General features: G+C 72.6%; 14 protein-coding genes and 1 pseudogene. 5 read left to right on the forward strand and 10 right to left on the reverse strand.

What is annotated here, in order from left to right; genetic code table 11:
- The first annotated feature begins 58 nt into the window (after positions 1-58).
- Positions 59-1075, forward strand: a complete 1017-nt coding sequence (locus tag IE274_RS23030; protein ID WP_190117725.1) for an alpha/beta hydrolase — start codon at positions 59-61, stop codon at positions 1073-1075.
- Positions 1076-1120: 45 nt separating this feature from the next.
- On the opposite strand, the gene IE274_RS23035 is transcribed toward IE274_RS23030, so the two are convergent.
- Positions 1121-1933, reverse strand: a complete 813-nt coding sequence (locus tag IE274_RS23035) for a menaquinone biosynthetic enzyme MqnA/MqnD family protein (RefSeq protein WP_372447275.1) — start codon at positions 1931-1933, stop codon at positions 1121-1123.
- A 375-nt stretch (positions 1934-2308) separates the two neighbouring features.
- Between IE274_RS23035 and IE274_RS23040 the strand changes: the two genes are divergently transcribed.
- Positions 2309-2512, forward strand: a complete 204-nt coding sequence (locus tag IE274_RS23040) for a cold-shock protein (RefSeq protein WP_016645643.1) — start codon at positions 2309-2311, stop codon at positions 2510-2512.
- A gap of 338 nt (positions 2513-2850) precedes the next feature.
- Here IE274_RS23040 and IE274_RS40090 read toward each other — a convergent pair whose 3' ends face one another.
- Genes IE274_RS40090 through IE274_RS23070 form a run of 6 tightly spaced genes read right to left on the reverse strand, consistent with a single transcriptional unit; the run spans position 2851 to position 9516 of the window.
- A complete protein-coding gene (locus IE274_RS40090; protein WP_190117727.1) occupies positions 2851-3669 on the reverse strand; it encodes an ABC transporter ATP-binding protein in 819 nt (272 codons plus the stop codon).
- On the reverse strand, positions 3666-4745 hold the full coding sequence (locus IE274_RS23050) for an ABC transporter ATP-binding protein (RefSeq protein WP_190117728.1): 1080 nt from the start codon (positions 4743-4745) through the stop codon (positions 3666-3668). Before IE274_RS23050 ends, IE274_RS40090 begins: the two co-directional genes overlap by 4 nt.
- Complete coding sequence (locus IE274_RS23055; RefSeq protein ID WP_190117729.1) at positions 4745-5599, reverse strand: ABC transporter permease; 855 nt, start codon at positions 5597-5599, stop codon at positions 4745-4747. The genes IE274_RS23050 and IE274_RS23055 overlap by 1 nt, the downstream gene beginning before the upstream one ends.
- Positions 5600-5627: 28 nt before the next feature.
- A complete protein-coding gene (locus IE274_RS23060) occupies positions 5628-6587 on the reverse strand; it encodes an ABC transporter permease (RefSeq protein WP_190117730.1) in 960 nt (319 codons plus the stop codon).
- 5 nt (positions 6588-6592) lie between these two features.
- Positions 6593-8278, reverse strand: coding sequence for an ABC transporter substrate-binding protein (locus tag IE274_RS23065; protein ID WP_229909730.1), 1686 nt, complete (start codon positions 8276-8278; stop codon positions 6593-6595).
- Positions 8275-9516, reverse strand: a complete 1242-nt coding sequence (locus IE274_RS23070) for a C45 family autoproteolytic acyltransferase/hydrolase (RefSeq protein ID WP_229909731.1) — start codon at positions 9514-9516, stop codon at positions 8275-8277. The genes IE274_RS23065 and IE274_RS23070 overlap by 4 nt, the downstream gene beginning before the upstream one ends.
- 232 nt (positions 9517-9748) lie before the next feature.
- Here IE274_RS23070 and IE274_RS23075 point away from each other — a divergent pair, with 232 nt between their 5' ends.
- The gene (locus IE274_RS23075) at positions 9749-10627 is read left to right on the forward strand and encodes a MurR/RpiR family transcriptional regulator (RefSeq protein WP_190117826.1); all 879 of its coding nucleotides are present in this window, start codon (positions 9749-9751) and stop codon (positions 10625-10627) included.
- 88 nt (positions 10628-10715) lie between these two features.
- Here IE274_RS23075 and IE274_RS23080 read toward each other — a convergent pair whose 3' ends face one another.
- Positions 10716-11321: a helix-turn-helix domain-containing protein gene (locus tag IE274_RS23080; protein ID WP_229909732.1), complete on the reverse strand. Its 606-nt coding sequence runs from the start codon at positions 11319-11321 to the stop codon at positions 10716-10718.
- Positions 11322-11428: 107 nt separating this feature from the next.
- Here IE274_RS23080 and IE274_RS23085 point away from each other — a divergent pair.
- Positions 11429-12157: pseudogene (locus IE274_RS23085) on the forward strand (AzlC family ABC transporter permease); the annotation flags it as partial.
- 137 nt (positions 12158-12294) lie between these two features.
- Positions 12295-12609: an AzlD domain-containing protein gene (locus tag IE274_RS23090; RefSeq protein ID WP_190117731.1), complete on the forward strand. Its 315-nt coding sequence runs from the start codon at positions 12295-12297 to the stop codon at positions 12607-12609.
- Between the two features lie 50 nt (positions 12610-12659).
- Here the strand turns inward: IE274_RS23090 and IE274_RS23095 are convergent, their stop codons facing one another.
- Entirely contained in the window at positions 12660-14453 is a 1794-nt protein-coding gene (locus IE274_RS23095; RefSeq protein WP_190117732.1) for an AMP-dependent synthetase/ligase, read from the reverse strand.
- A 107-nt stretch (positions 14454-14560) separates the two neighbouring features.
- On the reverse strand, positions 14561-15412 hold the full coding sequence (locus IE274_RS23100; protein WP_190117733.1) for a helix-turn-helix domain-containing protein: 852 nt from the start codon (positions 15410-15412) through the stop codon (positions 14561-14563).
- Position 15413 lies beyond the last annotated feature (1 nt).

The following is a 15413-nucleotide window of genomic DNA, read 5'->3' on the forward strand; positions in this document are numbered from 1 at the left end:
GCACGACTCCCCGTACGGCACGTCTCCCCGTACGCCCCGCACGCCTTCTTGGAGCGCCATGAACCGCCGCCCGACCCGCCCAGCCGCCCTCGTGGCCGCCGCACTGGCCGTGGCCGTCCTCTCCGGCTGCTCGTCCGACGAGCCCGAGCCGGTCACGTTCGACAACCCGAAGTCGTCCGCCTCCCCGGACCCGGGTGCCACCCAGCGGGCGAAGGCCAGCGGCAGCCGGATGCCGACGGGGCCGCGCGCGGACTTCGTCACGGAAAGCACCCTGGAAGACGGCACCAAGATCGGCGTGACGACGCTGCGCGGCAAGAAGTCGGGGTTCACCGGAAAGGTATGGGTCTGGGCTCCCAAGCAATACTTCGACCCGAAGTACGCGCACAGCGGCTTCCCCGTACTCATCGCGCTGCCCGGCGGCCCCGGCTACCCCAATAACTATTGGATGGGCACCGACCTGAAGCTGGAGAGCTCCATCGCGAAGTGGTCACGACAAGGAAAGAGCCTGCCGTTCGTCGTCGTGATGCCCGTCCTCAATCCCGATGACAAGTTCTATTACGACGGAAGTGACATACCGGGACAGCCGCGAATGGGCACCTGGATGACGGATGACGTGCCGGATTTCGTGAAGGCGAATTTCCGTACCTTCGACTCGCGTGACGGCTGGGCCTTCATGGGCTCGTCGTCGGGCGGATTCGTGGGCCTGAAGTCGGTCCTGAAGCACCCGGACCGGTTCCGGGCGGTCATCGCGAGCGGCCCGGACACGGTGCCCGACTCGCCCCTGTGGCGAGGCCACGAGACGGAGCGCCTCGCCAACGACCCGGGGCGGCTCGCCCGGCGCCTGATCGCGCGCGGCGGCCCCGAGGTCGACATCGCCTTCCAGGTCGGAACGGCGGAGAAGGGGCAGGCGAACCTGGAGGCGTTCATGAAGGAGTACGGGAAGGGCCCGGTCAAGACGCGCCTGAACGTCATCCAGGGCGGCACCCACAGCGCCCACTCGTACGTGCCCGGCATGGGGAACGGGCCGATCCAGTGGATCAGCGAGCACATGAAGGCGCCCGTACCGGCCGCCTGACCGGCCGGGCCCCGGGGCGCACGGACCCCGGGGCCGCCACCGGCCCTACGGCCGCAGCAGTTCCACGTTCACGTCCGCCGGGAACCCGGTCGACGGCCCGACGCGGCGCGCGAACTCCGCCACCCCCGCGAGCTGCGCCGCACCGAAGCGGAAGTCCAGCGTCGTGAAGTACCGCTCCAGCACGCCCGCGTCGAACGCCTCCCAGCGCGCGGCCTGCTCCGACACCTTCGCGACCTCGTCCAGGGACAGGTCCCGCGACGCGAGGAACGCCTGATGCACTTCCCGTACGACCTCCGGCTCACGCGCGAGGTAGTCGCGCCGCGCGGCCCACACCGCGAAGACGAACGGCAGGCCCGTCCAGTCCTTCCACATCCGGCCCAGGTCATGGACCTCCAGGCCGAGCCGCGGGCCGTCGATGAGGTTCGCGCGCAGCGCGGCGTCCCCGATCAGGACGGCGGCGTCCGCCTCCTGCATCATCAGGCCGAGGTCGGGCGGGCAGGAGTAGTAGTCGGGCCGTACGCCGATCTTCTCCGCGAGGAGGAGCTGCGCGAGCCGTACGGAGGTACGCGAGGTCGAGCCGAGCGCGACCCGTGCCCCGTCCAGGCGGTCCAGCGGCACCTGCGAAACGATCACGCAGGACATGACGGGCCCGTCGCAGCCGACAGCCAGATCCGGGAAGGCGACCAGATCATCGGCGTTCTTCAGGAACTCGACCAGGGTCACCGGCGCCACGTCCAGCTCCCCGCGCACCAGCTGCTCGCTGAGCTTCTCCGGGGTGTCCTTCGTGAGCTCGAAGTCGAGCAGGGTGCCGGTCCTGGCCAGACCCCAGTACAGGGGCAGGCAGTTCAGGAACTGGATGTGGCCGACGCGCGGCCGCGCGGTGCGGGCCGGGGCGGCCCCGTCCGAGGCGCCCCCGTCCGAGGTGTCAGGGGGAGAATTGTCCACATCGGTGAGGCTAGACCCGTCGCGGTACGGTGCGGTCGCCGGGGGCCCGGAGCGCCTCCGTCAACCCTGCTTGAGATCCCGTCAAACCTCCGGGTGACGTGATCTTGATCCCTATTGCTTCCGGGTGCCTGCGTGCTAAGCTCACCGCAAGTTGCAGTTTGGTTTCCCTTGCAGTACAGAGCCTGCGGAGCATGTGACCCGCAGGCTCTCGTCGTTTTCAGACTTTTGCAGTTGTTTCAACAATCGCAGGTTCTGGAGCAGGGCAACCCTTTGGCCCAAGGAGGGCTTATGGCTACCGGAACCGTGAAGTGGTTCAACGCCGAAAAGGGCTTTGGTTTCATCGCCCAGGAAGGCGGAGGCCCCGACGTCTTCGTGCACTACTCCGCGATCAACGCCAGCGGTTTCCGCTCCCTTGAGGAGAACCAGGCCGTGACCTTCGACGTCACGCAGGGTCCGAAGGGCCCGCAGGCGGAGAACGTCACCCCCGCGTAGTTGGTGGGTTGATCCGGAACGGAAGCAGTACCCAAGGAGCCCTGCGCCCCCACATCCTGTGGAGGCAGCGGGGCTCCTGCCTTTTTCTGCCGTGGGTGCCGTGGTGGGCGTTGATCGGCCTTCGGCCTCGTCCGCAAGCGCCGGACGGGCTGGTGGCTTGCCGGAGCGGCCCTCTCGGCCCGACCCGGCAGTTTCAGCCCGTCCGGCGTTTGACGACGAGGCGCGGAGCGCCGATCGGCGGGGGCTGTCCCACCCGGAGGGGACGTCGGCGGGGGCCGGGGTCCAGGGGCGGAGCCCCGGGTTCGGGGAGGGGCGGGACTGGGGCGCCCCCGCAAGGGCTACGCCGAGTCCAGGGACGCGCGGGCGCGGGCCGCGTCCGTCGGGTCCCAGCCCTCCGCCGTCGGGACGGAGGCCAGGAGGAGGCGGGTGTACGGGTCCTCGGGGGACGAGAGGACCCGGGCCGTCGGGCCCCGCTCCACCACCCTGCCCGCGCGCATCACCAGGACCTCGTCCGTGACGTGCCGCACCACCGCCAGGTCGTGGCTCACGAACACCAGCGCCACCCCCGTCTCCGCCCTGATCTCCGCCAGGAGCTGGAGGATCTGCGCCTGGATCGACACGTCCAGCGCCGCGACCGCCTCGTCCAGGACCAGGATCCTGGGATCCACCGCGAGGGCCCTGGCGATCGCCAGGCGCTGGCGCTGGCCGCCGGACAGGTCCCGCGGGCGGGCGTCGGCCTCTCTCGGGCCGAGGCCCACCCGGTCCAGGAGCTCCGTGGCCTTCGTGTCCGGCCGGCCGTGGAGGCGGAGTGCCGTACGGAGGCATTGGGTTGCCGTGAGCCGGGGGTCCAGGGAGACGTAGGGGTCCTGGAAGACCATCTGGATCTCCCTCGCCCTGGCCAGGCGGGCCTTTGTGCCCCTCGGGGGACGGGGTTCCCTGGCCCTGCCCGCCACGGTGATCGTGCCGTGGTCCGGGCGGACGAGGCCGACCAGCATTCTGGCCACCGTGGTCTTGCCGGAGCCGGATTCGCCGACGATGCCCAGGGCTCCGCCCGGGGGGACGGTGAAGGAAACGTCGGCCGCCGCCTGGTGGGAGTTGCCGCCCGGCAGGGGGTAGGTCTTGCTGAGGCTGTCCGCCTGCAGGAGGTGGGACGTCATTCGTGGATCACCTGGGCCGTGTCGGTGCCGTTGGACGGGGCTGTGCCCACCCGTTCCGCCCTCCGGGCGGACCAGCTGCCCACAGAGGGGACCGGCCGGTCGCTGTCGGCCAGGAGGGCGCAGGCCGCCGTGCCGCCATCGGGAAGGGCGACCTGGATCGGGGCCCAGGTCTCGCAGGTCGGCTGGGAGTGGGCGCAGCGGTCGGTGAAGGGGCAGCCCGGGAAGGTGTCGGAGAGGGACGGGGGGCGGCCGGGGATGGGGTGGAGCGGGGTGCCGGTGTCGCCGAGGGTCGGGGAGCAGGTGAGGAGGCCCTGGGTGTAGGGGTGGGCGGGGGCGGTGAAGAGGGCCCCGGCGGTACGGGATTCGACGACTCGGCCCGCGTACATGACGTACACACGATCGCTGTACGCCGCCGCCAGGTGCAGGTCGTGCGTGATGAAGAGCAGCCCGAGCCCGTGCTCCGCGCGCAGCCCGCGCAGGAGGGCGAGGATGTCGGCCTGCGTGGTGACGTCCAGCGCGCTGGTCGCCTCGTCGGCGAGGAGCAGGCGCGGGCGGGCCGCGAGGGCACCCGCGATGACGACGCGCTGCAGCATGCCGCCGGACAGCTCGTGCGGCCGCTGGCGCACCCGGCGCTCCGGGTCCGGCAGGCCCACGGAGGCGAGCAGTTCGACGGCCTCCGACCTGCTCGCGCCCCGCTCGACCAGGAAGTCGCCGACGCGGCGCACCGGGTTGAGGGCGGCCCGCGGGTCCTGGTGGACCAGGGCGACGCCCCGGGCGCGGTGGGCGCGCAGGCGTTCGCCGGTGAGGCCGAGCACTTCGGCGCCGTCGAAACGTACGGAACCGGAGGCCACCGCCCCCGGCGGGAACAGCCCGAGGGCGGCCTTCGCCGTCGTCGACTTACCGGACCCCGACTCCCCCACGAGCGCCACGACTTCGCCGGGCGCGACGGTGAGGGAGACGGAGTCGAGGACGGGGCGGGCGGCGCCGGGGAGCCGCAGGGTCAGGTCGGTGACCTCCAGCAGGGCGTCGGGCGCCGCACCCGGACCACCCGTGCCCGGCACGCGGATTTCGCTCATCACTGCCTCCCCAGACGGTCGGCGGCCCAGACGCCGACGACGTTGAAGCACACGACCACCAGGGCGATGGCTGTGCCGGGTACGAGTGCGGGCAGCATCGCGCCCTGGACGATCGCGGCTTGGCCCTCCTGGACCATCAGGCCCCAGTCGGAGGAGGGGGGTTGGGCGCCGAAGCCCAGGTAGGAGAGGGTCGCGAGGGACATGAGGGCCTCGCCGAAGAGGACCACCAGATAGCCGAGGATGGCGCGGGCGAGGTTCGGGACGACGTGGGCGGCGCAGATGCGGAGGCCGCCCATGCCCTGGACGCGGTAGGCGTCCACGTACGGCTTGCGGGCCTCCGAAAGGGCCAGGGAGCGCGTGTACTTGGCGACGGTCGGCGTGAAGGCGAGGCCCAGGGCCAGGACGGATGTCGTCATGCCCGCGCCGAACACCGCGATGATCAGGACGGTGAACAGCAGGCCGGGGAAGGCGTACATCACGTCCGTGAGGCGGGAGACGAGGACGTCCACCCAGCCGCCGCGCCAGGCCGCGAGTACGCCGAGGGTGACGCCGAGGACTCCGGCGACCGCGAGCAGGGCCAGGGGGGCCATGAGGCTGCTGCGGGCTCCGAACAGGGCTCGGGAGAGGAGGTCCTGGCCGGAGGAGTCGGTGCCGAGGAGGTGGTCGTGGCCGGTGCCGACCAGGGAGGAGGAGAGGTCGATGGTGTCGGGGGCGTAGGGGGCCAGGAGGGGGGCGCACACTGCCGCGATGACAACCAGGGCGAGGAGGGTTCCGGCCACCAGGACGCCGGCGGGGCGTCGTCCGCGGACGGCCGGCAGGGGCGGGGACGGGGTGTCGTCGAGGATCGCGGTCATCGGGCCGCTCCTTCGGTCGGGGTCGTGGTCATCGGTGCGCCCCTTCGACTCGGGGGTCCAGGAGCGGGTGGACCGCGTCCACCAGCGTGGTGACCACGATGTATCCGGTGACCATCAGGAGGAGGACGGCCTGGGCCACGGGGAAGTCGTGGGTGTTGATCGCGCCGACGAGGAGGGAGCCGATGCCGCTGAGGCCGAAGGCGGTCTCGACCACGACGGTTCCGGCGAGCATGCCCGCCATGACGAGGCCGCACATGGTGACGATGGGGCCGAGGGCGTTGCGCAGGACGTGGCGGCGGACGATGTCGCGTTCGGGGACGCCGGAGGCGCGGGCGGCCTCGACGTGGTCGGAGGCGGCCGCGTCGACCATGGCCTGCCGGGTGACGCGGCTGACGAGGGCGAGCGCGCCGAGTGCCAACGACAGGGCGGGGAGCGTGAGATGACGGACGGTGCCGAGGAAGCCGGTGCCGCTGCCGGTCACCGGGAACCAGCCGAGTCGTACGCCGAAGAAGGACACCAGCGCGATGGCCGCGACGAACGACGGCACGGACGCGGCGAGCGTCGTGGCGCCCACCACCGCCGAGTCCACCCAGGTGGACCGCTTGACGGCGGCGAGGACACCCGCGCCGACGCCGAGGACGACGAACAGGACGGTGGCGTACAGGACGAGTTGGAGGGTGGTGGGGAAGCGGGCGGCCACGAGGTCGGCGACCTGGTCGCTGTATTTGAAGGAGCGGCCGAGGTCGAGGTGGACGCAGTCCCAGAGCCAGCGGCCGTACTGGACGAAGAGGGGCTCGTCGAGGTGGTACTCGGCGCGGACCTGCGCGAGCCGTTCGGGCGTCAGCTTGTCGCGGCCGCCCGCGAGGAACACGGCGGGGTCGCCCGGCGCCGCGTACACGGCGGCGAAAATCACGAACGAGGCGGCGAGGAGCGTCGCGAGGACGCCGGTGAGGCGGCGGCCGACGCGGAGTGCGAGGCGAAGGGCCATGGGACTCACCCGGCCTTTCGCGGGCCGAGTTCGGCGGCCCACGGGTAGTAGAGGTACGCCTGGGAGGCGGGCGGGCCGGTCAGCTCGTCGCTGAGGACGAGCGCGGTCGGCACCTGCGCCACCGGGATCCACACGGCCGCGTCGACGAACCGCCGCTGGAGGTCGGTGGCGAGCCGAGCCCGGCGCTCGTCGTCGAGCGTGGCGAGGGCGCGGTGCGTCAGGCGGTCGTACGTGGCGTCCTTGAAGCCGACCCAGTTGTTGGCGGAGTCGGAGAGGCCGTTGTCGTAGAAGCCCATGGGGTCGGACTTGGAGATGTACCAGTCGCCGACGAGGGCGTCGATGTCGGCGCGGGCGCCGGGGTCGCTGTAGAACTCCTCGAACTGGGCGGGCGGGACGGTCTTGATCCGGGCTTTGAGGCCGATGCGCTGGAGGGCGGCGCGGGTGGCGTTGGCGACGACCGTGCGGCCCTGGCTGCTGTCGGTGCCGATGACGATCGGGTCGTCCGGCGCGCCCGCCTCCTTCACCAGCTTCTTGGCCTCGGCGAGGTCGTCGGCGGTGGGCGAGACGGGGGCGACGGCCGTCAACTTCCGCTGGGCGGCGGCGAAGTGCTCCTTCTCGTACCCCCAGGCGCCCGCGCCGACCGGCGCGGCCCACGGCTGGACGAGCCCGCCGTACCCGGAGTTCGCGATGCCCTGGCGGTCCAGGGCCAGGGACAGGGCGCGCCGGATCGCGGGGTCCTTGAGGCCGCCGCGCGCGGTCGGAATGAGGACGAGGGAGGCGGTGGAGGGGCCGTAGTACTGCTTGAGGCCCTTGGTGGTGCGCAGGGCGGCGGCGGTGTTGGGCGACTCGGCGTACGCGCCGTCGGCGGCGCCCGTCTTCAGGGCGTTCACCAGGGCGCTGTCGGAGGCCCACCGGAAGTCGACGCGCCGGGTCAGCGGCTGCTTGCCCCAGTACTCGTCGTACGCCTCGATGGTGAGGGAGTCGCCGGACTTCCAGCTCTTGAGGCGGTACGGACCCGAGCAGGCGTCGCCGTGCCCGGGGGTGCCGAACTCCTTGCCCGCGGCCCGCACTCGGCGCGGGTTCCAGACGATGCCCGCGTCCCCGGCGAGCGCCTTGGTGAACAGGGCGTCGGGCTGCTTGAAGCGGACGGTGACCTCGCGCGCGCCGGTCTGCTCCATCTTCTGCACGTTGCCGAACTCGTCGGCCTGCTCCATGTCCGGGTCGGCGTGCCGCTTCAGGCTCCACAGGACGTCGGCGGCGGTGAGCTTCGAGCCGTCGTGGAAGGTGACGCCGTCGCGGACGGTCAGGACGAGGGTGCGGCTGTCGGGCGTTCGGGCCCGCTCCGCGAGGAACGGTTTGACGCTCATGTCGGGCTGGAGCTGGTAGAGCCGCTCACAGACGTTCGTGAGGACGACGCGGCCCGCGCTGGTGCCCTGGGTGTCGAGGTCGAGGGAGTCGGGCTCGTCCTCCAGGAGCCAGTCGGCGCGGTCGAGCTGGCCGCGGGCGGGCGGGGTGGTGGCGGACAGCTTGAGCCGGGCGGCGTCGGCGGGTTTGCCGCCGAGGGCGGAGGTGTCGGCACCGGCGCAGCCCGCGACGGCGAGCAGGGCGGTCGCGGTGAGCCCGGCGCCGACGGCACGCGGACGCGCCGGCCACTTCGGGCGCTGCAGGCCCGTCGGGCGCTTCGTGGTCATCTCACATCTCCGTACGGGCCGTCGTAGAGGTTCCACGGAAGGTGCTGGTAGTCGCGGTCGCAGGGGGTGCCCGCGGTGACGCGGTAGTCGCCGGTCGTCAGGTCCACGCAGGAGGAGACGAGGGTGGCCCAGTGCTTGACGGGCGGGCGGCGCGGGTCGGGGTGCGTGCACAGCGACTCGGGGTGGCCGAGGTGGTCGGACATGGCCTGCTTGATGATCTTCAGGGATTCGTCGGGGCCGGTGGCGGTGCGCAGGGCGCGCAGGCCTTGTTCGGCGCGCGGGACGCGGACGAGGGAGTCCGGGGACAGCGGGCGGTAGCCGTCGGCGAGGGCGGCGGGAACGCCCGCCTGGTAGTGGTTTCCGTGCACGAGCAGCCCCTCCGTCGGATACATCCAGCCGTGCCCGGCGGGCGTCGTCTCCAGGTCGAGGGCGAAGCCCTCGCGGCAGGTCAGCAGGGCGTTCGAGGCGATGTGGGCGCGGGTGCGGCACAGCACGTCGACGGCGTCGGTGACGGCGTGCTGGTCCAGGACGCTACGGCGTACGACGGTCTGCGGCAGGCCGACCGCGTCGCTGAAGCGGCCGCCGAGGCCGTTGGCGTTGAGCGCGATCCCGGCGGAGTTGGCGCCCTGGCGGCCGATCTGGCCGGCCTCGACCTGCATGATCAGGGTGGGGTGCGGCGGCTGGACGACGCGCAGCATGACGACGGTGTCGGCGACTCCGGCGCGCCAGTCCCAGTTCTGGCCCGCGTAGACGTGGCCGTCGCCGCTGGCTTCGCCGTAGGCGGCGAAGGAGGTGCAGCCGTCCGGGGGTTCTTCTTCCGTCCGGGGGGTGGGCATGTCCTTGAACGAGCGGTCGTAGATCACCTCGCCGCGGGCGTTCAGGGCCAGGACGTCCAGGAGGCCGACGCCCGCGCCCTCGGCGATCCCGGCCATCTCCTCGGCGAGGTGCGGCGCGTACTCCTCGACGGGCTTCAGCCAGCGGGCCGCGCGGGCGGTCACCTGCTCCCAGGTCAGCCCGGCCGACTGGCCGAAGGCGGCCTCGTAGTACGCGAGGGACGCGTGGAGCTGGGGGCGGACGGCTTCGCCGTACTGGCGGCCACGGGCGGTGGGGGTGCCTGATATCTCGATGAGGGGGAGGGTTCTGGACGGGTCGACCGGGAGTGGGGCGGCCTGGTCGGCCGCAGGCGGGGTGGCCGGGAGCGGGTCGGTCGGGCCTGCGGGGGTGGTGCGCGGTGCCATGCTTCTCCTCGCGACGGAGAGGTCCCCGGGACCGCCGTCCTGTAACGTCGGTTACGGAACTCTCTCTCCTTGGAATGCGTTGTCCAGGAGAGTAACGGGCATCACACGGGAGTCAATAGCTGTAATGAAGATTTCAGGGGTGCCTGAGGGCGAGGACGGCGGCGCGGGCGGCGGGAGCGGCACGGCGGGGCCGGGCGGGTCAGGGCCCGGCGGGGACGGTGCCGCGGGGGGTCTGGCCCGGTTGCGGGCCGCCGTGCGGGATCAGTGGGAGGCGCTGTCCGCGTCCGAGCGGGCAGTGGCGCAGTATCTGGCGGGCGCCCCCGCCGAGTCCCTGCTGTTCGCGTCCGCACAGGAGCTGGGCTCGGCCAGCGGGACGAGCAACGCCACCGTCGTCCGGGCCCTCCAGCGCCTCGGGTACGCGGGGCTGCCCGCGCTCAAGCGCGACCTGACGGCGGACTTCACCTCCAGCGTGGCCCCGGAGGTGCGGCTCGCCCAGCGCATCGCACACGTCGGCCGGGACCTCGGCGGCATCTGGGACGAGGTCTTCGACGAGGCGCAGGAGCGGATCGAGCACACCCGCCGCCTCACCTCGGACGAGGCGCTGCGCACGGCGGTCGGGGTGCTCGCCGAGGCCGACGGGATCCACTGCTTCGGGGTCGCCGCGTCCGAACTCGCCGCGCGGCACCTGGCGTTGGCGCTCGGCCGCATCGGACGGCGGGCGCGGCATGTGGGGGCGACCGGGTTCGCGCTCGCCGACGACCTCCTCGCGCTGGGGCGGGCGGACGCCGTCGTCATCTTCCAGCCCGGACGGGCACTGCCCGAGCTCTCCGTGCTGATCGACCGGGCTCGGGCCGTGGGGGCCCGGGTGGTGCTGGTCACCGATGAGTTGGCCGAGGTGTACGGGGAGCGGGTGGACGCCGTCCTCACCGCGCCGCACACACCCACGGGGATCACCACGGAGGCGCTCACCGCGCTGGTGGTCGCCGATGTGCTGCTGCTGGCGCTGACCACGCTGGACGAGGGGCGGGCCGTGGAGACCTCGCATCAACTCACGGCGCTGCGTGAGCAGTTGCTGACCTCCAGGCCTGGGGGGAGGTCACGCAAGGGGTGAGGTGGCCCCCTGCCGGGGAGGCTTGCCCCGTCCCACCCCTTCCCGAAACCGGAGCTCCGCCCCGGACCCACCCCCGTCCCGGGCCGACTCAGACGTGCTGCATCACCAGGACGAACGTCGTCCCCGGCGCCAACGCCTCGTACGCGTGCGGGACATCGCCCCGGTACGACATGTAGTCGCCGGGCGCCAGCTCGACCGCCTCACCGCGCGGGCCCGCGGCCAGGCGCCCCGTGCTGACGACGAGGTGTTCCACGGAGCCGGGGATGTGCGGCTCCGACTCCCGGACAGAGCCGGGCTCCATCGCGCCGTGGTAGATGTCGCGGCGCACACCGGCCGGTCCGGCGGACAGCAGCGTGCCCGCGTACGACGCCTGCTCGGCGTGCATCGTCGGGCCCTCGCCCGCGCGGATCACGGTGACGGCCGGGCCCGGTGGCTCCACTAGGACGCTGAACGGCACGCCGAGGGCAACGGCCAGCCCCCAGACCGTCTCGATGCCCGGGTTACCCGTCGCCGCCTCCAGCTGGGACAGCGTGGACTTCGCGATTCCGGCGCGTTTGGCCAGTTCGGAGAGGGAGAGTCCGGCGCGGGTGCGCTCCCGGCGCAGGGCCGCGGCGATCCACTCGCGGGGCAGGCCCTCGGATGTCCGCCCGCCGCCCGGGCGGGGGTCCTTGGTGCCGTCGCCGAGGTCGGTCATGCGGTGCACACTCCCTGAGCTGTCAGTCGGGCGAGCCGGATCGTTCGGTACAGAGTACCAATCGTTCGGCTTGACGAACGCTTCCCCGTCTGTTCATGCTACGTGCCATGCGTTCGCCACACCGAACGGATGACCCCGTAGAGCGAACGACGGGGCTTGTCCGGTTCTCCGACCTGCCCCCGGGCGTCCTGCGCGACATCGCGCTCGTATGGGCCGCCGACCTCATCGTCGGCGTCTCCTTCGGCGCGATCGCCGTCGCGGACGGCCTGCCGGTCTGGGTCCCCGTCACCATGTCCCTGCTCGTGTACGCGGGCTCCGCCCAGTTCAGCGCCGTCGCCGTGCTCACCGCGGGCGGCGGCGCCGCGGCCGCCGCGGCCACCGGCCTGCTGCTCAACACCCGTACCGCCGCCTTCAGCCTGGCCGTCGCCGACAGCCTCGGCCGGTCCTGGGCCGCACGCCTCGTGGGCGCCCACCTGATCACCGACGAGACGGCCGCGTTCGTCCTCGCCCAGCCGGACCGGCGGAGCCGGAAGGCCGCGTTCTGGATATCGGGAATCGGTCTCTTCGCCATGTGGAACGTGAGCGTGCTCGGCGGCGCGCTCGCCGGGTCGGTGCTCGGCGACACCGGGCGGTTCGGGCTCGACGCCGCGTTCCCGGCGGTGCTGCTCGCCCTTGTCATGCCCGCACTGCGGGACAGCGGCAACGCGCGCAGGGCCGGGGCGCTGGGCGCGGTGATCGCCGTGGCGGCCACGCCGGTGCTGCCCGCGGGGGCGCCGGTGCTGCTCGCGCTGCTCGGGCTCGTGGCGATACGGCGGCGTCCGGGCAAGGCGACGGCTGCTGCGGCTCCGGTGCCGGACGTGGCCCTGGCTCCGGCCCAGGACCAAGCCCAGCCCCAGGACCAAGCCCAAGCCCAGGCCCAGGCCCAGGCCCAGGCCCCCGAAACTCCCGCCCCCGCCTCCCCGGGAACCCCCTCATGAACGCCTACCTCCTCTGCGTCCTGGTCCTCGCCGCCGGCACCTACGCCTTCCGCCTGGCCGGCCCCCTCCTGCACGGCCGCGTCGAACTGCCCGTCCGCGTACAGGAGTTGCTGGCCGTGGGCGCGACCGTGCTGCTCGTCGCGCTGCTCGCCACCGGTGCGCTCACCGAGGGGCAGGACTTCGCGGGCTGGGCGCGTCCGCTGGGGGTGCTGGTCGGGGGTGTCCTCGCGTGGCGGCGCGCGCCGTTCGCGTTCGTCGTGGTGGGTGCGGCGGGGGCGACTGCGTTGCTGCGGCTCGTGGGCATTTCGTAGGTGAGGGGTTCTAACTCAGGCGCTGCTCCCCAGAGTGAGAACCCCTCACCTCAAGAAGAACCCCCGCCCTCCGCGTACAACCTCTCCACCACCGCGCCGTACCGCTCCACCACCGCCCGCCGCCGCACCTTCAGGCTCGGCGTCAGGAGCCCGTCCGCCACGGAGAAGTCCTCGTCCAGGACGGCGAAGGCGCGGATCCTCGCCGGGCGCGACACCCGCGCGTTCGCCGCGTCGACCGCCTCCTGGACGAGGGCGCGGACCCTCGGGTCGGCCGACACCGGCTCGGCGAGGGTCAGGCCCGACCGGGTGGCCCAGCCCGCGACCTCCTCCGCGTCGAGGGTGATGAGGGCGACGGGGTGGGGCCGCCGGTCGCCCACCATCACCGCGCGGGAGACGAACCGGGAGGCCTGGATGGCGAGTTCGGACAGGGACGGGGTGAGGTTCTTGCCCGCCGAGGTGATGATGAGGTCCTTCTTGCGGCCGGTGATGCGCAGGTAGCCGTCCTCGTCGAGGGAGCCCAGGTCACCGGTGTGCAGCCAGCCGTCGGCGTCGAGGGCGGCGCGGGTGGCGGGCTCGTCGGCGTGGTACCCGGGGAAGACGTTGGCGCCGCGCGCGAGTACTTCGCCGTCGTCCGCGATGCGCACCTCGCAGCCCGCGATGGGCCGCCCCACGGTGCCGTACCGCACGGCGGCCGGGTGGTTGAGGCTGATGACGCCGCCGGACTCGGTCATCCCGTACCCCTCGAAGACCCGGATCCCGCAGGCCCGCAGGAAGTCCAGGACGTGCGGGGCGATCGGCGCGCCACCGGTGAGCGCCCACCGCACGCGCCCGCCGAGCGCCTGCCTGACCGGCCCGTACAGCGTCTTGTCGGCGGCCTCGTACGCGTCCCGCAGTTCGTCGGGCAGCGCCCCGTCGGCGGCGAGGACCCCGATCCGTACCGCCTCCTCGAAGCGTGCGCGCCCGCCGTCCTGCGACTCCGCGAGCGAGAGCACCACCGAGTGGATCTTCTCGAAGAGGCGCGGCACGGACGGCAGATGCGTGGGCCGCGCCTCGGCCAGCTCGGCGACGACGTCCTCGATCCGGCCGCCGAAGTACACGAGCGTGCCGCCCTCGATCAGGGTGGTGAACTCGATGAGCTGCGCGAGGAGATGGGCGAGCGGGAGATAGAGGTACGTGGCGTCGCCCGGGCCGCCCTCGATCAGCGGCAGCGAGGCGTCCTGTACGGCGCCGATGTTGCCGTGGGTGAGGACGCAGCCCTTGGGCGGGCCGGTGGTGCCGGAGGTGTAGATGATGGTGGCGGGATCGCCGGGCGCGCGGGCGTGGGCGCGGGCGAGGAGGTCGTCGGCCCGTTCCTGCGGCGCGTCGGTGGTGCCGGGCGCGGCCGCCGCGTACGCCTCCGTCCCCGTCATCGCCACGACCTCCCGCACCCCCGGCAGCTTCCCCCGCAGCCGCTCCACCTTCGCCGCCTGCGCCGCGTCCTCGCAGAGCACCACCGACGCGCCGGAGTCACCGAGCACCCAGGCCACTTCGTCGTCGCCCGCCGTCGGATACACGGGCACGACGACCGCGCCCGCGGCGAAGGCGCCGAAGTGGGCGTACGTCCACTCGACGCGGGTCTCGGCGAGGATCGCGACGCGGTCGCCGGGGGCGACGCCGAGGCCGAGAAGGGCGCGGCCCACGTCCCGGACGGCGGCGCGCAGCCCCTCGTACGACACCTCCTGCCAGCCGCCGTCCCGCTTGAACCGCAGCGCGGGCAGCCCGCCGTGGCGGTCGGCCGCCCACTCCGCGAGGACGGACAGGGTCCGGGGGCGTTCGGCCTGCGGTGGCGCGGAAGGGGGAGTCATGCGTACGACGCTAGGGAGGACCGAAGGCCGGGCGGGATGACGGGAAACGTCAGCGGTGTTGGCCGGGGCGCTCAGGGGTGTGGCCGGGCCCGCCCCCCCGCCCAGGGTCAACGCAGCGACTCGATCGCCTTCACGATCAAAGCCCGCGCTTCGGCGCCGTACACAGCCATGCTCCGGAGTTGCTCAAATGCCTTCACGTACAAGGCGATCTCGGATGGTTGGGTGACATTCACCTCGGCGGACATCAGCTCGACCGACACCAGCGTGTCGTCGTGTACGTCGAACATCTCCTGCGGCGACAGCACACGCTCGCGCGTCGCCGTCGGGACAATCCCGAACGACACCTGAGGGAGCGCACCGGCGGTCATCAGGTATCCCAACTGCGCGGCCATCGCGTCCGAATCACCGAGTCGGTAGTGGAGCACCGCTTCCTCGATCACGAACACGAAGCGGTGGCCCGGCTCGTGGATGACCTGCGAGCGCCGCACGCGTGCGGCTGCGGCGTCCGCCCCGTCGTCGGGGACGTCCAGGAGCTGGGCGTTCCTGCTCAACAGGGCTGTTGCGTACCCCTCCGTCTGGAGCAGTCCAGGGATGAGCACCGGGGAGTACGTGCGAAGTAGCTCGGTCGACCGGTACAGCTCGGTGTAGTCGGCCTGCAACCGGGCCAGGCCTGTCCGAACGCGGCGACGCCACTCGCGATAGAGCGACTCGGCGTTCTGAGAGGCGGCGATCAGGTCCGGGGCGTGTTCCGTGGCGCCGGTCGCGCGGCACCACAGCCGGATGTCCGTGGGCGAGGGCGGGGTGTGCGCGTTCTCGATCCGGCTGGTCTTGGCGTGGTGCCAGCCGCATCGGGCGGCCAGCTCAGTGACCGTCAGACCGGCGCTTCTCCGCAGGTCTCGAAGCCGCCGCACCACGTTCTCGCGGGCGGCATGGGCCGAGGAGGACGGGGAGATGGGCATG

Source organism: Streptomyces flavofungini, assembly GCF_014650815.1.
GTDB classification, from domain to species: domain Bacteria; phylum Actinomycetota; class Actinomycetes; order Streptomycetales; family Streptomycetaceae; genus Streptomyces; species Streptomyces flavofungini.

Excerpts from the sequence above, each read along its gene's own strand:
- IE274_RS23030 (WP_190117725.1), top strand. The coding sequence starts at position 59 with ATGAACCGCCGCCCGACCCGCCCAGCCGCCCTCGTGGCCGCCGCACTG.
- IE274_RS23040 (WP_016645643.1), top strand. The coding sequence starts at position 2,309 with ATGGCTACCGGAACCGTGAAGTGGTTCAACGCCGAAAAGGGCTTTGGT.
- IE274_RS40090 (WP_190117727.1), bottom strand. The coding sequence starts at position 3,669 with ATGACGTCCCACCTCCTGCAGGCGGACAGCCTCAGCAAGACCTACCCC.
- IE274_RS23050 (WP_190117728.1), bottom strand. The coding sequence starts at position 4,745 with ATGAGCGAAATCCGCGTGCCGGGCACGGGTGGTCCGGGTGCGGCGCCC.
- IE274_RS23055 (WP_190117729.1), bottom strand. The coding sequence starts at position 5,599 with ATGACCGCGATCCTCGACGACACCCCGTCCCCGCCCCTGCCGGCCGTC.
- IE274_RS23060 (WP_190117730.1), bottom strand. The coding sequence starts at position 6,587 with ATGGCCCTTCGCCTCGCACTCCGCGTCGGCCGCCGCCTCACCGGCGTC.
- IE274_RS23065 (WP_229909730.1), bottom strand. The coding sequence starts at position 8,278 with ATGACCACGAAGCGCCCGACGGGCCTGCAGCGCCCGAAGTGGCCGGCG.
- IE274_RS23070 (WP_229909731.1), bottom strand. The coding sequence starts at position 9,516 with ATGGCACCGCGCACCACCCCCGCAGGCCCGACCGACCCGCTCCCGGCC.
- IE274_RS23080 (WP_229909732.1), bottom strand. The coding sequence starts at position 11,321 with ATGACCGACCTCGGCGACGGCACCAAGGACCCCCGCCCGGGCGGCGGG.
- IE274_RS23090 (WP_190117731.1), top strand. The coding sequence starts at position 12,295 with ATGAACGCCTACCTCCTCTGCGTCCTGGTCCTCGCCGCCGGCACCTAC.
- IE274_RS23095 (WP_190117732.1), bottom strand. The coding sequence starts at position 14,453 with ATGACTCCCCCTTCCGCGCCACCGCAGGCCGAACGCCCCCGGACCCTG.
- IE274_RS23100 (WP_190117733.1), bottom strand. The coding sequence starts at position 15,412 with ATGCCCATCTCCCCGTCCTCCTCGGCCCATGCCGCCCGCGAGAACGTG.